The sequence below is a fragment of the Compostibacillus humi genome (assembly GCF_014637175.1).
Classification (GTDB): Bacteria; Bacillota; Bacilli; order Bacillales; family Amphibacillaceae; genus Oceanobacillus; species Oceanobacillus humi.
In genome coordinates this window covers 1-17,846 of sequence record NZ_BMEV01000067.1, presented here as the reverse complement: position 1 = coordinate 17,846, position 17,846 = coordinate 1, and the positions used below count along the sequence as shown (strand labels likewise).

Sequence of the window (17,846 nt, the reverse complement as noted above, 5' to 3'; positions counted from 1 at the left end):
TACACAGAAACCATTGTCGTGTTTGTCAAGAGCGATGGCGGTAGTTTTCCTCTAACCAAAATGGTTAGAATTTTTATTTTGGGGTAGTTTTCATAGAACTTTTTACACTACCTTACACTACAGTCTAATGGAATTTATTCGACAAAGATTGTAAATATCCTTTTTTGCGATATAAATTTCCTGCAACGTAAAGAGAGCAGCCTTCATGCTGCTCCTCACTCAGTTTTTCCGAGTTTTTCCTTTAAGCTTGCCAATTCTTCATCCACGTCATCTTTCATCACGTCATTAAATTCATCATCTAACGTGCGGATAGCTTCCGTGAGGTCCTCGCTCGTTTCCGCTTCCGCTTCGTATTGCAGCACTTTTTCTTCCATCCGCTCAAAGCCGCGTTTCGCATCATCACTGCCGATGGAAGACATGGCCCGGTTTATTTTCGTTTTTGTTTTGGCGGATTCTGCTCTAGCTTTCAGCGTATCCCGCTTTAGAACCATCTCCTGGTATTCCCGCTTCATTTCATCTAATTTGGCTTTTAGTTCATCGACATCCTTCTTCGCTTGCTCCCACGTTTCCTGCAACGTTTTCGCTGTGGCTTCATGCTCCCGTTTATCTTGCAGTGCACGGCGGGCAAGGTCGTCATTTCCGGCTTCTACCGCCAACTCGGCCTGCTCCATTCTTTTCTGAACCATTGCTTCCGCATCATTCATTTTCCGTTTTAACATTTTTTCATTGGCAATTTGTTTTGCCACCGCTGCTTCCACTTCCCGAATATCCTCCGCCATGTCCCTTAAATACTGGTCCAGCATTTTCACCGGATCTTCTGCCCGATCCAGCATGGCGTTTAATTCTGAACTGACTACCGTTTTAACCCGTTTAAAAAAGCGAAACATTTTTCATCCTCCTTATTTTTTTCCTGCAATTATTTTTAGTTCAAAGGGTTCAATCGGATACCCAATCATCATTTTTTGTTCCGTCCCCCATGTTTCCAGCTGGAGTAAGAATTTGCCAGCGGCATCCCTGTATTCGGCAACTTTTGCCAGTATTCCATGGAGGCGGGAATAACTCCCATATCCTAATATTCTTGCCGATGCTTCTCTTGCCTTATAGTACATGACATTTTCATATTCGATGTGGCTGGGAAAAGATTGATGATGTGCAGGAAGAACCCTTTGAAAAATACCTAGTTTCATTTCTTCATCCATCGATGCTGTTAGAATTTTTCCTTCGCTATCGTCAAACAGCAAATAATGAAACAACTGATGCCGTCCGTCGCGGTAGGTTATTTTTCCTGTCACTTCAAAGTCTTTCATATTGTAAGTGACGATATCACCTATCTCCAGCGAAAGTGGTGTTTTTTCCTGAACGGCCGGTTTTGGCTCATTCTTTGAAAAAATTTTGGAAAATAGGTTCAATGCCTCACCTCGCTTGTCGGTATCCTTACTATGTTTACGGATAAAGATAGAAAAGGTTTCAAAAATTTTCCGTGGATTCTCCCCTTTGATATACTATATTTAATCTAATACGAGGAGGAAAGAACATGGCTCGAGTTGACAAGATATTGCAAGGATTGAAAAAGCAAGGATGGGATAGTGCTCTCGTTACTTCCACTGGCAATTTTTTCTATGTAACGAACTACTATACCGATCCCCATGAAAGGGTCATTGCCGCTTTTATCCATCAGCAGACGGAACCGGTTATCATCGTCCCGGCGATGGAAGCGGAAGATGCGAAAGCTTGCGGATGGCCTTATCAAATCATCGGCTATGAAGATCATGAAAATCCGTGGCATTTGCTGCAGCAAGAATTGGATAAACGAAATATTGCGCCGGAAAACCTGGCAATTGAGTGGGACCATGTCACCATTGAACGGCACGAAGCGATCAAGGAAATTTTTCCTAAAACGAAATTGCACGACGGCAAAGAGCTGCTCGCCCAAATTCGTGTCATTAAAGATGATGAAGAATATAGCCGGTTAAAGCAAGCAGCAGCTCTCGCAGATTATGGGGTGGAGATCGGAGTAAAAGCGATACAAGAAGGGGTTAGTGAAATTGATATCGTTGCCGAAATAGAATACCAATTGAAAAAGCAGGGCGTACAAGGAATGTCATTTTCCACGATGGTCTTATCAGGTACAAAAACCGCTTCTCCCCATGGGACCCCATCCGCCAAGAAAATTACGGCAGGTGATTTAGTTCTTTTTGATCTCGGGGTCATTGTTGACGGCTATTGTTCTGATATTACCCGAACCGTTGCATTTCAGACAATCTCGTCCGAGCAGAAAAAAGTATACGAAACGGTGCTTCAGGCACAGGAAACAGCCATTGAAACATCCAATATCGGTGTACCAGCGGGAGATATCGACAAAGCTGCCCGGGACGTAATTGCAAAGGCTGGGTATGGAAAATATTTTAATCACCGGATTGGCCACGGTTTAGGTATCGAAACCCATGAATATCCTTCCATGCATCAGAACAATACGTTGCCGCTCAAGCCGGGAATGTGCTATACGATCGAACCTGGAATTTATCAGCCGGGAGTTGGCGGAGTTCGGATTGAAGACATGATTTTTGTAACAAAATCAGGAATCGAAGTTTTGACGAAATACCCGAAAGAATTGACAGTTATTTCATAATAATCATGGCTCCGATTGATTTTACAATTGGAGCCATATTTGTTAGTTGAATGCCATCATTTCTCGGCAAGCCGTACCGATACTTCAGCTTTAGGCATTCTGCACTTGAATCCAGCACAAAATTCTTTGCAATTTCGGCGCAAAAAATCGGCTTATAAACCCTTTTTATTATTGCGACGATCTGCTATGTCAGCGAACATTAAAAAAGGGCCAAATTGCCAGACCCTTCTCACTCTTATTTCTTTTGATTGTTAAAATGATATATGCCGATATTATTATCCAGTTCATCATCGACAACACCAACTTGATAACTTTCAAACAGCTGATTACGGACTGCCTGAACTCCGTCTTTATCCTCAAAAAGTTTGCGATTTCGGTTTTTATGCTCAGCCACTTCTATCACCTCCGCTTAAAAATAGTGTGTCCAATTCTGTAACAAAGTTGTAACTAAAATTTTCCAAAGGTGATTGAAGCGCTTTCATATTAGACTTATAATAAAATTGAAAGGGGATAGATACCATGGAATATAAAAATATTATCGTTGCAGTAGACGGCTCGGAAGCGGCTGAAAGGGCTTTCACTAAATCTTTGGATATTGTTAAACGCAATAATGCAAAATTGATTCTTGCCCACGTCGTTGATTCCCGCACCTTTGCTACTGCAGAAGCATATGACCGGACGATTGCAGAACGTGCGGAGCAATATGCAAGGGAATTGTTAGATGGTTATGTGGAAAAAGCAAAAAATGCTGGTATCACCGATATTGAACGTTGTATCGAATTTGGATCTCCAAAAGTGAAAATCGCGAAAAATATTGCTGATGATTTTAAAGCGGATTTAATTATATGCGGCGCCACCGGTATGACTGCGGTGGAAAGATTTTTAATCGGCAGTGTTTCGGAAAGTATTACAAGACATGCATCCTGTGATGTGTTAGTTGTCAGATAAAGAATTAAAGCTATTCAAAGAGATTTCTTTGAATAGCTTTTTTCCTTCCTTTAAGCTTGAGCCAAACGGATTGTATCTCTCGCAATCATGACTTCTTCGTTCGTAGGAATAACGAGCACCTTCACCGGTGAATGCGGATAATTGATTAAATGTTCTTTTCCGCGTACATCGTTTCTCCGAGGATCCCAATATACTCCCATAAATTCCAATCCGTTTAAGATTTTTTCCCTGACTGTCGGACTGTTTTCACCGACTCCAGCCGTAAAAATAATTGCATCGACTCCAGACATTTTCGCAGCATAGGACCCGATATATTTATGAATTCTTTCTGCAAAAACGTTTAGTGCCAGTTCAGCTCGCGGATTCGTATCTGCCTGTGCTTCAATATCCCGTAAATCGGAGGAAAATCCGGACAAGGCAAGCATTCCGCTTTCTTTGTTTAATACGTTTATAACTTCATCGGCGGTTTTCCCGGTTTTTTCCATAATATACGGAATTAATGCCGGGTCCACATCACCTGACCTCGTTCCCATCGTCACTCCAGCCAATGGCGTAAAGCCCATTGACGTATCAATCGATTTTCCGCCTTGAACGGCCGTGATGCTCGCTCCGTTTCCGATGTGACAGGAGATTAAGCGTAAATTTTCAATCGGAACGTCTAATATTTCTGCCGCTCTTTCCGTCACATATTTATGGCTCGTTCCATGGAAGCCGTACTTCCGTATGCCGTATTTTTTGTAATATTCGTATGGCAGACTGTACAGATAAGAAGACTCGGGCATCGTTTGGTGAAAAGCGGTATCGAACACTGCAACCATCGGCACGTTCGGCAAAATTTCTTTAAAAGCACGGATTCCCGTTAAATTCGCCGGATTATGTAGCGGAGCAAGTTCCGACGTTTCTTCGATTTTGGCAATGACATCATCGGTAATGAGTACGGAATCACTGAAATATTCTCCCCCGTGAACAACCCGATGACCGACTGCATGAATTTCATCGAATGATTTTACGACATCTTTGGAAATTAGCGCATCTAACAGTTTTTTTACAGCAATTCCGTGATTTGGAATATCACCAACGGTTTTGTCTTTTTCGCCTTTAGCTTCAATTGTAAAAATGGAGTCTGTTAATCCGATTCTTTCGACGACCCCTTTAGCAACTACTTCTTCCTCCGGCATGTGTATAAGTTGGAACTTTAACGAAGAACTGCCTGCATTTACTGCAAGTACATTATTCATTGATGTCAACTCCTACAATAATTTTCCTTTATTGGTGTCAAACCATTTATTCATTTGTGCCAGGATATTCGCCATGGCATGATGATTTTTAAATGATGGCATTTGCACAAGCAACGGCTGTTTAACAGTCTTAGTATGCTCACCTTTCTTCTGTAAAATAAGGATGCTTTTTACTTGTTTTGATTTAAAAGCGGTATCTGGAAGACGAATAATCCCAACTATGTGGGCATGATCATAAAGAAACTGACGCAGCCGGTCAGATTGATCGCTGTCGAACAAAAATTCCGGGATAACGAAGATTAAAAAACCTGCCTCTTTCGTGTATAGCAAACTTTGCTCAATAAAAAGATGATGGGCATAAGAATGTCCCTCGTCTGCCTTTAGCTGAAATTCTTGGGCGCGAACATCATCAGGGTAATACCCGACAGGCAAATCGGCGATCACTAAATCAACCGGATCCAATAATAGCGGGCGTAAACTATCCTGATGGAAATATTCGACTTGCTTCTTTTGCAAATTGCTGCTCGCGACACTGAGGCGAATTAACGTCGAATCGACTTCACTGGCATAGGCGGCAATCCTTTTCTCTTTTAACCTTTCCATCACGGTAAGCAGCAAATTTCCGGTTCCGCTTGCCGGGTCAAAGAGACGAATGCTTTTCCTTTTTTCCATCAGCTGTTCGGCAAAATAGCCGATTAGCATAGCAACACTCTCAGGAGTCATCATGTGCTGAGATTGCACCGAGTCCTTCATTCCTTTTAAAATGGCAAACTGTATCCCTTTCCGCAATTCATCCAAGGAATATGCAGACAAATCTGCTTCTTTTAAAGATGAACTGATTTCCGTATCTTTCCAGTCATTCGGGATATCTTCATAAAAAAGGACTTCCAGTGCGATGGCCAAGCTATCCAAATATGGCTCATCGGATTCCTTTTGTATCAATTCGGCTAAATGGTCGATTAAATGGAAAACTTGTTCCACCTTCGTTTTCCCCATACGTCTCCCTCCATATATGTAACAACCTATTCATTTTAACAAAAGAAAAAAATATGTAAAGAAATATACTTAATATACCACTTTACACAAAAAGAAAGACCCCTATACGAGGCCTGAACATTTATATGTTATTTTGCATTTCTTGCCGCTTCCAATGCTGCTTCATAGTTTGGATGGGTTGATACTTCCGGCACATATTCGACATAAGTCACTTTATTCGAGGAGTCAACTACAAAAATTGCCCTTGCCAATAGACGTAATTCTTCCATTAACACGCCGTAATTTTTGCCGAAAGAACCTTCACGATGGTCTGACAATGTATCCAGGTTCTTAATTCCTTCTGCTGCACACCAGCGGGCTTGAGCGAAAGGCAAATCCATGCTAATCGTCAAGACTTGGACGTTTTCTAATTTCTCCGCTTCTTCGTTGAAACGTCTCGTTTCTTCAGCACATACCCCGGTGTCGATGGATGGGACAGCTGCAATTAATTTTACTTTTCCTTCATAATCGTCCAGGGTGACTTCTTTTAAATCATTGGACAAAACAGTAAAGTTAGGTGCTGTGTCGCCAACTTTTACTTCCTCTCCAATCAGCGTGACTGGGTTTCCCTTAAAGGTAACTTTTGCCATCGTTTTCCCTCCTTTTCCATCTTATATTAATTATCCTTTTTTCACTTTCTCTTGTCCAATAATATGATAGCCGCATGCCGTACGATTCAGCTCATTTCTCCCTCTTTCCAATGGAAAAAGAGGATATTATAACCTGTTCGCCACACTTAAATATCGTATTGGGAAGTTTCTTCTTCTTCTCCTTCCTCATCTTCTTCCTTCACTTTTATCACCTTTTTTTTCTCTGGTTTCCTCCCCTTTTCATCGTCTTCATCTTTAAGCATTTTTTGAATTTTTTCCATCAGCTGCGGAGTTTGCTGCAATATTTTTTCATACAAATGGGTGTTTTCATCCAGATGTACCATTTTAATTCCTTTTTTGCCAATGATTAAAAAGGCTATCGGAGTAATTGATACTCCTCCGCCGCTCCCGCCGCCGAAAGGCAAGCTGGAAAATTCCCCCTGGTCTCCAGCTTGAAACTCACTGCCTCCTGCAGCAAAGCCAAATCCAAGCTTGGAAACAGGAATGATAAAACTGCCATCCGGAGATTCAATCGGGTCGCCAACAATCGTATTTACTTCAATCATCGACTTTAAATTTTCCATCGCTGAGGTCATTAAACCTTGAATCGGGTGTTCATCCATATTAAATCCTCCTTTACTTGAACAGTTTTCGCATATTGAATAGGGCCAATAATGCATCCGCCAACTTCATGGATACTAGACAATCAATTTCCGTCTTAATCGTTTCCCGTTCAAATTCAGGGACAACGGAAATGTCTGCCGGCTGCAATATATTCATTTGCTTCGTGATGAAAGCTACGAGAGTGCCTTTTATTCCCCATAGCAGGCCGGATATGATACCGGTTGAAGCAGCTTCACCAGTTCCGACGTTTGTCGACCAATGGAAATAATGGATACGAAACCGGCGAAACATATTGTTAATCTGTTTAACGTAATCTTTCCATAGATCGAGCTGGTCACCTAATGAATCCGGATGATTTCCCAATTCAAATAAAGTTTTATCTTCTTTTTCTGTCGGAATGGGAAGTTTCTTATTCATTAGGGAGAACCGGAAAATAGATACATGGACATTTATCTCCTGGTTCAAACCTTGGAATGAATAGGAAAAGGTTACGTACAGCCGAGCAAAAAGAGACAACACAAGAAATAGAACAAAAAGCAAAAGAATAATTATGAACATATGGACACCTCAGGCCTCTTTTGCATTACTCTCCTTATATTTTGCCAAAAAAATACTTTTCTACTCACAATATAAATTTATTTGCTGTTCGGGAGAAATGGAAGAAAACGAAAATAATGTTAAAATGAAATCAGGCCTACTATATAAGACAGGAGAGAATGATATGGAGCAAAGGAACAGATTATTCTTCTATTGCCAAAAGGATGGAATAACGGAAAAGTTTTTGGAGCGGCTAATTCATGAAGCAAGGGAACACGGCTTTGAGCCAGTGCCTCATCATGAAGAGGCAAACATAATTGTCAGCGTAGGCGGTGACGGTACTTTCCTGCAGGCGGTACGGCAGAGCAGATTTCGCCAAAATGCTCTATATTCAGGAATCAATACGACGAAAAACTCCAGCCTGTACTGTGACTTCGATTTACATAGTTTTGACGATTTTCTTCATACGATCTTAAATGAAGAAATGGAAGTGCGAAAATTTCCCGTCATTACGACAAAAGTAAATGATAGCACTCCTTTTTACTGTTTAAATGAGTTAACCATCCGTTCCACGATCGTAAAAACAATCGTCATTAACGTATATATTGACAATAAATATTTTGAAACGTTCCGGGGAGACGGGCTTGTCGTTGCCACGCCAACGGGGAGTACCGGCTACAACAAATCAGCAAACGGTGCCGTTGTAGATCCGTTGCTTCCAAGCTTTCAAGTTTCGGAAATTGATTCGTTAAACAATAACGATTACCGGACCCTCGGTTCCTCCTTCATCCTAAGCAAAAACCGGCATTTGCGGCTGGAAGTTATTGAACAGGGTAACGATCACCCGATTGTAAGTTTTGACAACGAAGCATTTCCGATTCGCAAAATCAATAACATCGAAGTTTACATGGAAGATTTAGTCGTAAAAACAATAAAATTAAAAAATAATACGTACTGGGACCGGGTAAGGCGGATGTTCCTATAACAAAAATTTAAGGGTGTCCCCAGATGAGGGTGACACCCTTGCCATTTTTATTCAATTGTTATTGACCGCCACTAAATTGTTGTTGAGCCATAGATACTAAACGTTTTGTAATTTCTCCACCAACAGAACCGTTAGCGCGAGAAGTTGTATCAGCACCAAGTTGAACACCAAACTCTTGAGCTATTTCATACTTCATTTGTTCAAGTGCTTGTTGTGCACCTGGAACTAGTAATTGATTAGAGTTGTTGTTGTTAGCCATGTTGTTCACCTCCTTGGCATTTATAGATTAACCATATCGAAGGTGAACCATGCATCGGACAAATTGGTAGTTGTTGTTAGTTTTGCATATTTTTCCCTATAATAAATCTTCAAAAGTAGGTTCTACGTCAGTATTTCCTGTAATCTTGATTGTTTCGATTCCATCAATAGCTTCCTGAATGGACGGCCCAAAATCATGAGCCGATTCGTAATAGATCACTTTATCTCTGTTTGGCTTTGTTTTTGGCGCTTTTGGGACAAAAATCGTGCAACAGTCTTCATAAGGCAAAATCGAAATTTCATAAGTGCCTATTTTGCGGGCGATTTCAATAACTTCCTGTTTATCCATCGCAACTAACGGACGCAAAATTGGATAATTGGTTACCTCGTTGATTGCGTGCATGCTTTCCATCGTTTGACTCGCTACCTGGCCAAGACTTTCTCCCGTTGTAATGGAGAGAATCGATTCTTTTTTACAGACAGCTTCCGCGATGCGAAACATCATCCGCCGCATAATCGTCATCCCATAACTTTCTGGCATCTCCCGAAAAATCTCCTGCTGCAGTTTCGTAAAAGGAACAATGTGAACACGAATTGATTTTCCGTACTTCGTTAATTGCTTTGTTAAGTCGATGACTTTTTGCTTCGCCCGTTCACTCGTATAAGGCGGGGAATGAAAATGAATCGCCTCCAGCTCTACCCCTCGTTTCATCGCCAAAAACCCGGCAACGGGACTGTCAATCCCGCCGGACAAGAGCAGCAATGTTTTCCCGGAGGAACCGACAGGCAGTCCGCCCAATCCCCGTTCCACACTAGATGTAATGTAAGTTGCTTCGTTGCGGATCTCTACTTTTACCTCCACATCCGGATGGTGAACATCAACGGTAAACCCATCGGTATGAATAAGCAAATGTCTTCCCAGCACTTGATTCATTTCCTGGGAAGGGACGGGAAAATCTTTATTAATTCGCTTTACGGTGACTTTAAATGTTTTACAATTTGTATTTTCCTTCAAAGCATAAAGTGCCGCTTCTTTTATCTTCTCTACATCATTATCCACTTTTATCGCCAAACTTAAACTCTGGATGCCAAAAATTTTTTTGCATTTTTCCATGACCGGCACCGGATCATGTCCATTGAGCAAAATAAACATTCTCCCTTGGGTCCGTTTCACCTTTACACCGGGGAAATCCTGTAATTTTTGCTGAATATTTTGCTGTAATTGGGTGATAAACTGCTTAATATTTTTTCCTTTTAACGCCATTTCCCCATAACGTATTAAAATATGATCAAATTGCATTTTTATCTACTCCATTGTTGTTTTAAATTGTTTGATTGATCGTTCCAGTGCGTCTACAAATATTTTCATCTCTTGCATCGTATTTTCGTAAGAAAGACTGATGCGAAGTGCAGTTGTAGTTCTATTTTTAGAATATCCGCAGGCTGCTAATACCATGCTTTCATCCTTCACTTTCGAGGAGCAGGCTGATTTCGTCGATATATAAATATTTTGCTCGCCAAGCATATGAATAATCACTTCCGGCTTAATTCCAGGAACGGATATATTGACAATATGCGGCGCACTATTTTCCGGCGTATTGACAAAAACGCCTTCCATTTTTTCGAAAGCGCGGATCAAATAAGATTTCAATTCCGACATATGCCGAATTCCTTCTTCTTCCCGCTCCTTCGCAAGTCGCATCGCTTTCACTAAAGAAACAATACCTGCTAAATTTTCCGTACCGGACCGGATGGCTAATTCCTGTTCTCCACCATGAAACAGCGGGAATAATGCAACTCCTTTCCGGACGTATAAAATCCCGGTTCCCTTTAGCCCGTGGATTTTATGGCCGGATATGGTACATAAGTCGATGGCGGCGTTTTTTAAATGCAATGGCACTTTGCCGAATCCTTGGACATTATCTACATGAAAAAATATTTTTGGGTATTGCTGCAAAAGTTTTCCGATTTCAGCAATCGGCTGAATCGACCCGATTTCATTATTCACATGCATAATCGTAACTAGTATCGTATCTTTCCGGATTGCTTTTTTCATATCATCAACAGATACGATGCCCTTTTCATCCACGGGCAAATAGGTGACCTCAAATCCTAATTTTTCCAACGCTTTGCATGCTTCATAAATCGAAGGATGTTCGATACTGGAAGTTATAATATGTTTTCCCCTCTGCTGATGCTCCAGAGCGATGCCTTTTACTGCCATATTATTTCCTTCCGTTCCGCCGGAGGTAAAAATAATTTCTTCCTGCTCTACTTGTAACAGCTGCGCTGCTTGTCTTTTCGCCGCAACTAATAATTTTTCTGCGTTTCCTCCAAACTGGTGAATGGAAGAAGGATTGGCATAATATTCTTCCGACACCTTCTGGAAACTTGCTAATACCTCTGGATCTGGTTTTGTCGTCGCACTGTTATCTAAATAAATCACCATTATGACTCCTTTTCATCCAGTCTTCTCCAAACAAGGAAGGCTGATCATTTAGCAATATCTAAATGACAGCCTTTCGTCTTCATCGTATAATTTACCCTATTTTCCAGACAAAGAACAGAGATAAACATTAAACCTCAACAGGAATATTTTCAAATCGTTTTAATGCGCCAGGTTCGACTTCTTCCAACGCTTTTGCCGCTGTTTCCAAGGACAGTTCATACTGATACGTGCGAAACAATTGCTCCGCTTCCATCAATTTGGCAGCCAAGATTGGATTTTTGCTCCGGTAACGGTTGGCGTATTGGATGACCCGTTCCGTTAAAAATGCCTGGTCAAGCATTAATTCCGTCTGATCCACCGTCTGTTCCAGCGATTGGGAAGCATTTGCCAATGCCTGTTGAACTTCAGCAATATCTAACGGTTTACGTTCCAACGCTTTCATAACCTGTTCATTTTTATTTGTCGTTTCTTCAATGCTTTTCCAAATATGCTCCGGCACTCCCGGAATATTGCTTTTCTTTAGTTTTCGGTTTAAATGATACAGTTTATTTCGCATTTCATGAAGTGTATCCCGGGCTTCCAGTTCTTCTTTCCGCAAATTGTGAATCGCCTGTTTAAACTCTTCTAATTGTTCTTCCAGCTGTTCCAATGCAGCAAATCCCGCCTCCAGCTCTTCCCGCAATTCGGAATGGCCGACCTTTTCATCGTCAAGTCCGAGGCGAATCTGTTCCAGTTTATCCTGGAGCGCCGAAATCGAATTTCCTAACGATAAATATTTTTCCAAATCGCTATCTTCAAGGAAATACGCTTTTTTAATTTCTTCGACTTCCTCAGTTGTTACATGATATTTTTCACTCAGCTGCTGAATCGATTGTTCAAAATTCGGCATTTTCGATTCTAAATAACTTTTGGCTACCGCCTCTTTTTCCAACAACTGATACATTTCTTGAATTCTCTCTTCCAGGTCGATTAAAGCTTGTTCGACTCCCTCTACTTCTCCCTTTTCCAAAGAGCGAAGGAAATCAAGCAGTCTTCCCTGATATGTATGAATTTCCTTTTCAAAAGCTAGATGCTCTACCCGGAAGCCTTGTTCTTTCATTTCCTTAATTCCCGCAAGCAGCTGGTCCAATTGGCTTGGCAGCTCATGTTTACACGCTTTGTAAATACCCGGAAAATCACTGATTAATTGCTCTAATTCGATTTTCCGTTCCTTTAGTTCGTCAACTAAAGATTTGGCCTCAATATAATTTCCTTCCTCGACTAGTTCATAATAGTTTTTCAAGCCGTTTTCAATTTCATCAATTTCCACATCAAAGTAAATTTCGGCTTTTCCGTATTGATACCGGTGCTGGGACAAATGTTTCCGCAGTTCTTTTAGGCTCGGCTCCAATTCTTCTACTTCTTCCCTGCTCTTCTCTTCCGATTCGAGCAGTTCAGCCAATTCCTGTAAGATAATCTCTATCTCTTTTTCAATGGACTGCAAATGGCTGTTTATACTTGTAAGGATTTTCTTTGCTTTTGAAAATTGGAACCGATCTGCTGCTTCCTCTGCATCAAAAAGCATTTCTTCCACATCTGGAAGTTCCTTCGTTACAATTTCTTCCCACTTGTCTTTCCACGTTTCAAATTTTTCTTGGGTTTCACCAGTTAAATTTAATCTTTTCAGTTTACTGAGCTGTGAAGCTACATCACGGCCCATCAAATCTAATTTCCAGCTTTCCAGTTTATCAACCTGATCATATATTCGTTTGCGCCAAATCAATCCGATTATTAATAATACGATTATGACTAGTATGGTACCTATGATGTAAACCATAAAAAGCCTCCCAACCTTCTTACCATCGAAGAGGTGTTCCTTATATTTTTTCATCTTTATGTAAATATTCGCCATAACGAATAAAGCATTTTAAAATATATATTTTATCATACCATGAATCTGTTGTTTTTTCCTGTAAATTATACAAATTTATTCAAATTTCGTCACCTTTATCGGTTATTCGTCATAGAGATTCTTTAAATATAATTCGTATTTTTGGAAGGCGGTTGCGATGTGTATTTTTCAAAAACAAAATCAAGCCATTCTTTAATATGGGAAACGTAATGTTTTACAAATAGGTCACTGGAATAGGAACCGATGACAAAATCTTTCCAATGGTGGAGAACGTATGGAGTGATTAACATCCCTTTCAGCTGCATAAAAATGTAACGCTTTTTATGCAGCTTCATATGATCACGAAACACAGCATCAAAAGCTTCCTCCAACAGATGATTTTCCTTTGCCAAATAGGTAACAACCATTTCTCTGACAAAAACAGAATCCATCGATAATTCCCGCTGAATAAAACACGTAAATTGATAATTTTCCTGCTTATACTGTATAATGGAAAAAATTAATTCATACAACCGTTCCAGTGGTTCCGTTTGCTGAGCATTGTACAATGTTTCTTCCAGCTTCCGAAGATACTGTTCATAGTAATAGGAAACCGCGTATTCCAACAGACCTTGTTTGCTGTTGAAATAATAACTGATGGCAGAAACATTTACTTTTGCTCTTTTGGCGATTTCACGGACGGAAGTACCATGGAATCCTTTTTGAAAAAAAAGGTTGGACGCTGTTTTGACAATTTTCCGTTTTACTGGGTTTTCCTTCATTCGTCCTCAACTCCTTACTCCCTAATTACGACATAAATAGAAGGAATCCTGCAATATTCGCTCGACAAATATCGGTAGAATTGTCGATTGGTTAATAATAGACTTTTGAGGGGGAATAAAATGTTTGAAACGATGTCATATTCAGGAAATAAGGAAAAAGATTACGAACTTGTATTAAAGCAGTTAGAAGCACTGATTAGTGATGAAACGGACACAATAGCCAATTTAGCCAATGCCAGTGCTTTGCTCTATCAATTTTTAGATAAGGTGAATTGGACCGGATTTTATCTTTGGAAGGATGGAGAGTTAGTGCTCGGTCCATTCCAAGGTCTTCCTGCTTGTGTGCGTATCGGTTTTGGAAAAGGGGTATGCGGAACGGCAGTTGAAACCCGGAGAACACAGCTCGTTCCAGATGTCCATCAATTTCCCGGCCATATCGCATGTGACAGCGCAAGCCAGTCTGAAATCGTCGTTCCTATCATAATTGACGGAGAAATTTTTGGGGTATTGGACATTGACAGTCCGGTGAAAAATCGCTTTGACAAAGTTGACCAAAAATATTTAGAAAAGTTTGTTGAGGTATTAATTCCATCTTTAAAATGAATGCCAAAAGGAACACAAACGGAAATTGCTTCCGAGTGTGTTCCTTTCTTTATCTTACTAATTTTGGATAACCCGATTCTTCCCTAAACTTTTTGCCTCGTATAACGCTTGATCACTCCGTAAAAATAATTCGACCGTCGTATCATTACTTTCCTCTGTCCATGCGGAAACACCGCAAGAAACGGTAACGTTTGGATTTGTCTTCCTTTGCACCTTTTCCCGTATTTTATTCGCTATATCCAGACCAAAATGGATTGATTCATCAGGCAAATAAATAGCTAATTCTTCCCCGCCCCATCGTGCCGGAATGTCCTTTTCCCGGCTGCATTCCTTTAATATATGGGCAACTTGCTGTATCACCTGATCCCCGACATGGTGACCGTATTGATCATTAATATTTTTAAAGTTATCAATGTCGAACAGCAGGAGGACACCACGGTTCCCCTTCTCCATATTCTCATTAATTTTTTCTTCTAAATAATTCCGTGAATATAGTTTCGTTAAATAATCCGTAATAACAGAGCGGTGGAGCTCATCCTTCAGCAATGTATTCGTAACCGCCAATGTAGCATGCTGAATTAAGGCTTCCATTAATTTAAAGGTCTGAAAAGTAAAATGGTACCTGTTCTGATGAAGAATGACAGCAACTCCTTTATGAAATGCGGTATCCATCGGGATTGCAATTACCGACTGAAAGTCTGTTCTCCCTTCACATTCAAACATGCCGCTAAATATCGGCTCTTCATTTTCCAGGACGATATTGAGCAAGTATCTGGCGAACGAATACCCTTCCTCTGTTCGAAAGTAATCGGTACTCTCATCCCGTATTTTAATATAATCCGGTTCTGACTCCCGAAAATAGACAAACCCAACTTCCTCAGCATGACTGATCGTTAAAATTTCGTTTTTGATGATTTTAATAATCTCCAATAAGTCCAAATTGGCATTCAGCTTTTGTGAAAACTCATTTACTAACGACAAGGTCTCTACTTGATGCTTTGAGTTTTCATATAAAATGACCCGCTCCAGCGCAATACCGACAAGTCTGGCAAACTCTTTTACGAAAGCAAGATGACTGGCAGAAAACGGCCTAATCGTATCAGTAATAAGTTGTAAAACACCATACACCCCTTGTTTTCCTGACATTGGTGCATATAAGTATGTACGGCGCTCCTTTATACGATTCTCCATTTGAAATTCGCCAGTCATATATACTTGGGCGCTCAAACTTTTTGTCACATCGTCGCTAAACTGAATTTGTTTTACCGGCAAGTCCGAACTTAGCCCGCTATCTTGGGATAATAATAAGTAATATGTATAGTCGGGATACAGTTTTGATAAAGCTTCCACAACGCGTTTTAAAATAACGTCCCTGTTGTTTTCAGAAAACAATTGGATGCTTAACCGGTATAAATATCCGTATTCATATTCCATATGATTTTGGTTCGAAGTATCTAGTACTTTTTCCTCGTGCAACGATGTATCGTCAACATAGCCGAGAAGAAGAACTGCCTTCAAGCCGTCGAAAACCGTTATAGGAACCATTTTCATCTTCATCGGAACCGGGGAATCAAAAGAATGGAATTCCAGCATATCTTTAACTCTATCTTTAGGGATAAATGTATCGATATCTGTAGCATACGTATATAATTGAAATGAATTGCATTGTTCATTGAATATGTAAAATGCAGAGAAAGATGCATGGAAAAACTCTTTGACATGCACTGCCACTTCATTTATGAGCTGTTTTTTGCCATAGGAAGGATTCAAAAATTCTGATAAAAGTTCATATATATCATCCTTCATATTATTCATCCATATCACCTGATTAATCATTTATAAAAATTTCCGTATCTTTTTTTCATTAGTTATTTTTAATTATAACGCAACCAGTTCTATTTTCCTACAGATATTTTTTTGAGCCAATACAGTTGCTTTGTTGACATCCGCCAAGATAAATTATATACTAGTCTTTGTGTAAAATAATAAGTAGCCTTAGTGGACCGACGCTTGCATTCATTTTGTTCCTCCATTGAGAGGTGTATCGTGTAACTCTTAGCTGCTGGAGCGAAGGTACATGAAAACAAAATGGTCTGGCGTAAGGAACACGCTCGATTTATTTTATGCAAAAATAAATTCAAGGAGGAAATGTCTAATGTCTCGATACACTGGACCGGTATGGAAAAAATCCCGCCGACTTGGCATTTCGTTAACTGGCACTGGTAAGGAATTAGATCGCCGTCCTTACGCACCGGGTCAACACGGACCAAACCAACGGAAGAAAATTTCCGAATACGGCTTGCAAATGCAAGAGAAGCAAAAATTACGCTTCATGTATGGATTGAACGAACGTCAATTCCGTAACCTATTCGAAAAAGCTGGCAGAATGAAAGGGGTTCACGGTGAAAACTTCATGATTCTTTTAGAATCCCGTTTAGACAACCTTGTTTACCGCCTCGGCTTTGCCCGTACTCGCCGGCAAGCTCGCCAGCTCGTAAACCATGGCCATGTAACAGTTGACGGAAGACGGGTAGATATTCCATCTTACCTCGTTGAGCCAGGTCAAACAATTGGATTGCGGGAAAAATCCCAAAATCTGGATATCGTGAAAGAAGCACTCGAAGTAAATTCTTTCGTTCCAGAATATTTAACGTTTGATGCAGACAAAAAAGAAGGAACATATACTCGCTATCCAGAACGTTCCGAATTGCCTGCAGAAATTAACGAATCCTTTATCGTTGAGTTCTACTCTCGTTAGGAAATTCACTTTGCAAAGCGTAGCATGAAAAGCCTTAGAAACCTTGAAATACCAAAGGTTCGGGGCTTTTTTGTTTTTCTTAGAATTGCAAGATAAAGCATGAAAATGAACGTATTTGGGGCTAATTTGGGGCTGATTAATATTAATCAGTTTAGGCGTATGTAGGGGAATGGATATATTTCAAAAAAATAAAATACAAGCTGAATTTATAATTACTCAACTTTCGCACCGAGAAAAATATAATTCGCTTCGCTCTATCAAGCGCTCGTAGTTGCTGTAATATGTGCCTTGACAAGATAGTCAATAAGAAAAACACCTCAGCCTTTGGTATAGTAGATTTGACTATAATCACTACCAAAAAGAAGAGGTGTCCCCTACTATGATAGCGAATAATGACCAAAATAAGCAACTACCAAACGAAATAAAATCGACATTTAAGGAACTAAACATCCTAAAATACTTACGCGATGCTGGTATCACAAAGTCTTTTGGCTTTTCCTGTGCTAACATTTTTCAGTTAATCTTTTGTTTGATCTTCGA

At 40.2% G+C, this 17,846-nt stretch carries 19 protein-coding genes and 1 pseudogene; 6 read left to right on the top strand and 14 right to left on the bottom strand.

The genetic code is table 11. The features are described 5' to 3' along the window. Positions 1-215: 215 nt before the first annotated feature. Complete coding sequence (locus IEV18_RS14165; RefSeq protein ID WP_188393045.1) at positions 216-887, bottom strand: PspA/IM30 family protein; 672 nt, start codon at positions 885-887, stop codon at positions 216-218. A gap of 12 nt (positions 888-899) precedes the next feature. Next, on the bottom strand, positions 900-1,409 hold the full coding sequence (locus IEV18_RS14160; protein WP_188393044.1) for a DUF4178 domain-containing protein: 510 nt from the start codon (positions 1,407-1,409) through the stop codon (positions 900-902). A 125-nt stretch (positions 1,410-1,534) separates the two neighbouring features. Between IEV18_RS14160 and IEV18_RS14155 the strand changes: the two genes are divergently transcribed. Then, positions 1,535-2,629: a M24 family metallopeptidase gene (locus IEV18_RS14155; RefSeq protein WP_188393043.1), complete on the top strand. Its 1,095-nt coding sequence runs from the start codon at positions 1,535-1,537 to the stop codon at positions 2,627-2,629. A gap of 235 nt (positions 2,630-2,864) precedes the next feature. On the opposite strand, the gene IEV18_RS14150 is transcribed toward IEV18_RS14155, so the two are convergent. Beyond that, positions 2,865-3,023, bottom strand: coding sequence for a hypothetical protein (locus IEV18_RS14150; protein ID WP_188393042.1), 159 nt, complete (start codon positions 3,021-3,023; stop codon positions 2,865-2,867). 125 nt (positions 3,024-3,148) lie between these two features. On the opposite strand from IEV18_RS14150, the gene IEV18_RS14145 reads away from it, so the two are divergent. After that, complete coding sequence (locus IEV18_RS14145) at positions 3,149-3,577, top strand: universal stress protein (protein ID WP_188393041.1); 429 nt, start codon at positions 3,149-3,151, stop codon at positions 3,575-3,577. A 50-nt stretch (positions 3,578-3,627) separates the two neighbouring features. On the opposite strand, the gene IEV18_RS14140 is transcribed toward IEV18_RS14145, so the two are convergent. From IEV18_RS14140 to IEV18_RS14120, 5 genes are all read right to left on the bottom strand, one after another. After that, positions 3,628-4,815, bottom strand: a complete 1,188-nt coding sequence (locus IEV18_RS14140) for an acetate kinase (RefSeq protein ID WP_188393040.1) — start codon at positions 4,813-4,815, stop codon at positions 3,628-3,630. A gap of 12 nt (positions 4,816-4,827) precedes the next feature. Further along, on the bottom strand, positions 4,828-5,811 hold the full coding sequence (locus tag IEV18_RS14135; RefSeq protein ID WP_188393039.1) for a class I SAM-dependent methyltransferase: 984 nt from the start codon (positions 5,809-5,811) through the stop codon (positions 4,828-4,830). 128 nt (positions 5,812-5,939) lie between these two features. Then, the gene (gene tpx / locus IEV18_RS14130) at positions 5,940-6,440 is read right to left on the bottom strand and encodes a thiol peroxidase (protein ID WP_188393038.1); all 501 of its coding nucleotides are present in this window, start codon (positions 6,438-6,440) and stop codon (positions 5,940-5,942) included. 146 nt (positions 6,441-6,586) lie between these two features. After that, complete coding sequence (gene ytfJ, locus IEV18_RS14125) at positions 6,587-7,063, bottom strand: GerW family sporulation protein (RefSeq protein WP_188393037.1); 477 nt, start codon at positions 7,061-7,063, stop codon at positions 6,587-6,589. A gap of 13 nt (positions 7,064-7,076) precedes the next feature. After that, positions 7,077-7,622, bottom strand: coding sequence for a DUF2953 domain-containing protein (locus tag IEV18_RS14120; RefSeq protein ID WP_188393036.1), 546 nt, complete (start codon positions 7,620-7,622; stop codon positions 7,077-7,079). Between the two features lie 163 nt (positions 7,623-7,785). Between IEV18_RS14120 and IEV18_RS14115 the strand changes: the two genes are divergently transcribed. Beyond that, on the top strand, positions 7,786-8,586 hold the full coding sequence (locus IEV18_RS14115) for an NAD kinase (protein ID WP_188393035.1): 801 nt from the start codon (positions 7,786-7,788) through the stop codon (positions 8,584-8,586). A 58-nt stretch (positions 8,587-8,644) separates the two neighbouring features. Here IEV18_RS14115 and IEV18_RS14110 read toward each other — a convergent pair whose 3' ends face one another. The 5 genes from IEV18_RS14110 to refZ all read right to left on the bottom strand — a co-directional run bounded on the left by IEV18_RS14110 (position 8,645) and on the right by refZ (position 13,945). After that, positions 8,645-8,845: an alpha/beta-type small acid-soluble spore protein gene (locus tag IEV18_RS14110; RefSeq protein ID WP_188393034.1), complete on the bottom strand. Its 201-nt coding sequence runs from the start codon at positions 8,843-8,845 to the stop codon at positions 8,645-8,647. A gap of 96 nt (positions 8,846-8,941) precedes the next feature. Further along, positions 8,942-10,144: a tRNA uracil 4-sulfurtransferase ThiI gene (gene thiI, locus IEV18_RS14105; RefSeq protein ID WP_188393033.1), complete on the bottom strand. Its 1,203-nt coding sequence runs from the start codon at positions 10,142-10,144 to the stop codon at positions 8,942-8,944. Between the two features lie 6 nt (positions 10,145-10,150). Then, a complete protein-coding gene (locus IEV18_RS14100; RefSeq protein WP_188393032.1) occupies positions 10,151-11,290 on the bottom strand; it encodes a cysteine desulfurase family protein in 1,140 nt (379 codons plus the stop codon). A gap of 130 nt (positions 11,291-11,420) precedes the next feature. Further along, positions 11,421-13,109, bottom strand: a complete 1,689-nt coding sequence (ezrA, locus tag IEV18_RS14095) for a septation ring formation regulator EzrA (RefSeq protein ID WP_188393031.1) — start codon at positions 13,107-13,109, stop codon at positions 11,421-11,423. Positions 13,110-13,306: 197 nt separating this feature from the next. After that, positions 13,307-13,945, bottom strand: coding sequence for a forespore capture DNA-binding protein RefZ (gene refZ, locus IEV18_RS14090; RefSeq protein WP_188393030.1), 639 nt, complete (start codon positions 13,943-13,945; stop codon positions 13,307-13,309). Between the two features lie 120 nt (positions 13,946-14,065). Here refZ and msrC point away from each other — a divergent pair, with 120 nt between their 5' ends. Beyond that, positions 14,066-14,548 (top strand): free L-methionine (R)-S-oxide reductase MsrC, encoded by a 483-nt coding sequence (msrC, locus tag IEV18_RS14085; protein WP_188393029.1) that lies wholly within the window; start codon positions 14,066-14,068, stop codon positions 14,546-14,548. 57 nt (positions 14,549-14,605) lie between these two features. Here the strand turns inward: msrC and IEV18_RS14080 are convergent, their stop codons facing one another. Beyond that, entirely contained in the window at positions 14,606-16,363 is a 1,758-nt protein-coding gene (locus tag IEV18_RS14080) for a sensor domain-containing diguanylate cyclase (protein ID WP_188393028.1), read from the bottom strand. 340 nt (positions 16,364-16,703) lie between these two features. On the opposite strand from IEV18_RS14080, the gene rpsD reads away from it, so the two are divergent. Together rpsD and IEV18_RS17305 are read left to right on the top strand one after the other, a co-directional pair. After that, positions 16,704-17,306, top strand: a complete 603-nt coding sequence (gene rpsD / locus IEV18_RS14075; RefSeq protein WP_188393027.1) for a 30S ribosomal protein S4 — start codon at positions 16,704-16,706, stop codon at positions 17,304-17,306. Between the two features lie 379 nt (positions 17,307-17,685). Further along, positions 17,686-17,846, top strand: a pseudogene (locus tag IEV18_RS17305) (IS4 family transposase); the annotation flags it as partial.

What these genes read in the sequence shown, in the direction of transcription:
- IEV18_RS14135 (WP_188393039.1), bottom strand. Translation starts at nt 5,811, where the DNA reads ATGGGGAAAACGAAGGTGGAACAAGTTTTCCATTTAATCGACCATTTA.
- IEV18_RS14155 (WP_188393043.1), top strand. Translation starts at nt 1,535, where the DNA reads ATGGCTCGAGTTGACAAGATATTGCAAGGATTGAAAAAGCAAGGATGG.
- IEV18_RS14140 (WP_188393040.1), bottom strand. Translation starts at nt 4,815, where the DNA reads ATGAATAATGTACTTGCAGTAAATGCAGGCAGTTCTTCGTTAAAGTTC.
- rpsD (WP_188393027.1), top strand. Translation starts at nt 16,704, where the DNA reads ATGTCTCGATACACTGGACCGGTATGGAAAAAATCCCGCCGACTTGGC.
- IEV18_RS14115 (WP_188393035.1), top strand. Translation starts at nt 7,786, where the DNA reads ATGGAGCAAAGGAACAGATTATTCTTCTATTGCCAAAAGGATGGAATA.
- tpx (WP_188393038.1), bottom strand. Translation starts at nt 6,440, where the DNA reads ATGGCAAAAGTTACCTTTAAGGGAAACCCAGTCACGCTGATTGGAGAG.
- IEV18_RS14165 (WP_188393045.1), bottom strand. Translation starts at nt 887, where the DNA reads ATGTTTCGCTTTTTTAAACGGGTTAAAACGGTAGTCAGTTCAGAATTA.
- IEV18_RS14080 (WP_188393028.1), bottom strand. Translation starts at nt 16,363, where the DNA reads ATGAATAATATGAAGGATGATATATATGAACTTTTATCAGAATTTTTG.
- thiI (WP_188393033.1), bottom strand. Translation starts at nt 10,144, where the DNA reads ATGCAATTTGATCATATTTTAATACGTTATGGGGAAATGGCGTTAAAA.
- IEV18_RS14110 (WP_188393034.1), bottom strand. Translation starts at nt 8,845, where the DNA reads ATGGCTAACAACAACAACTCTAATCAATTACTAGTTCCAGGTGCACAA.
- ytfJ (WP_188393037.1), bottom strand. Translation starts at nt 7,063, where the DNA reads ATGGATGAACACCCGATTCAAGGTTTAATGACCTCAGCGATGGAAAAT.
- msrC (WP_188393029.1), top strand. Translation starts at nt 14,066, where the DNA reads ATGTTTGAAACGATGTCATATTCAGGAAATAAGGAAAAAGATTACGAA.
- refZ (WP_188393030.1), bottom strand. Translation starts at nt 13,945, where the DNA reads ATGAAGGAAAACCCAGTAAAACGGAAAATTGTCAAAACAGCGTCCAAC.
- IEV18_RS14120 (WP_188393036.1), bottom strand. Translation starts at nt 7,622, where the DNA reads ATGTTCATAATTATTCTTTTGCTTTTTGTTCTATTTCTTGTGTTGTCT.
- IEV18_RS14145 (WP_188393041.1), top strand. Translation starts at nt 3,149, where the DNA reads ATGGAATATAAAAATATTATCGTTGCAGTAGACGGCTCGGAAGCGGCT.
- ezrA (WP_188393031.1), bottom strand. Translation starts at nt 13,109, where the DNA reads ATGGTTTACATCATAGGTACCATACTAGTCATAATCGTATTATTAATA.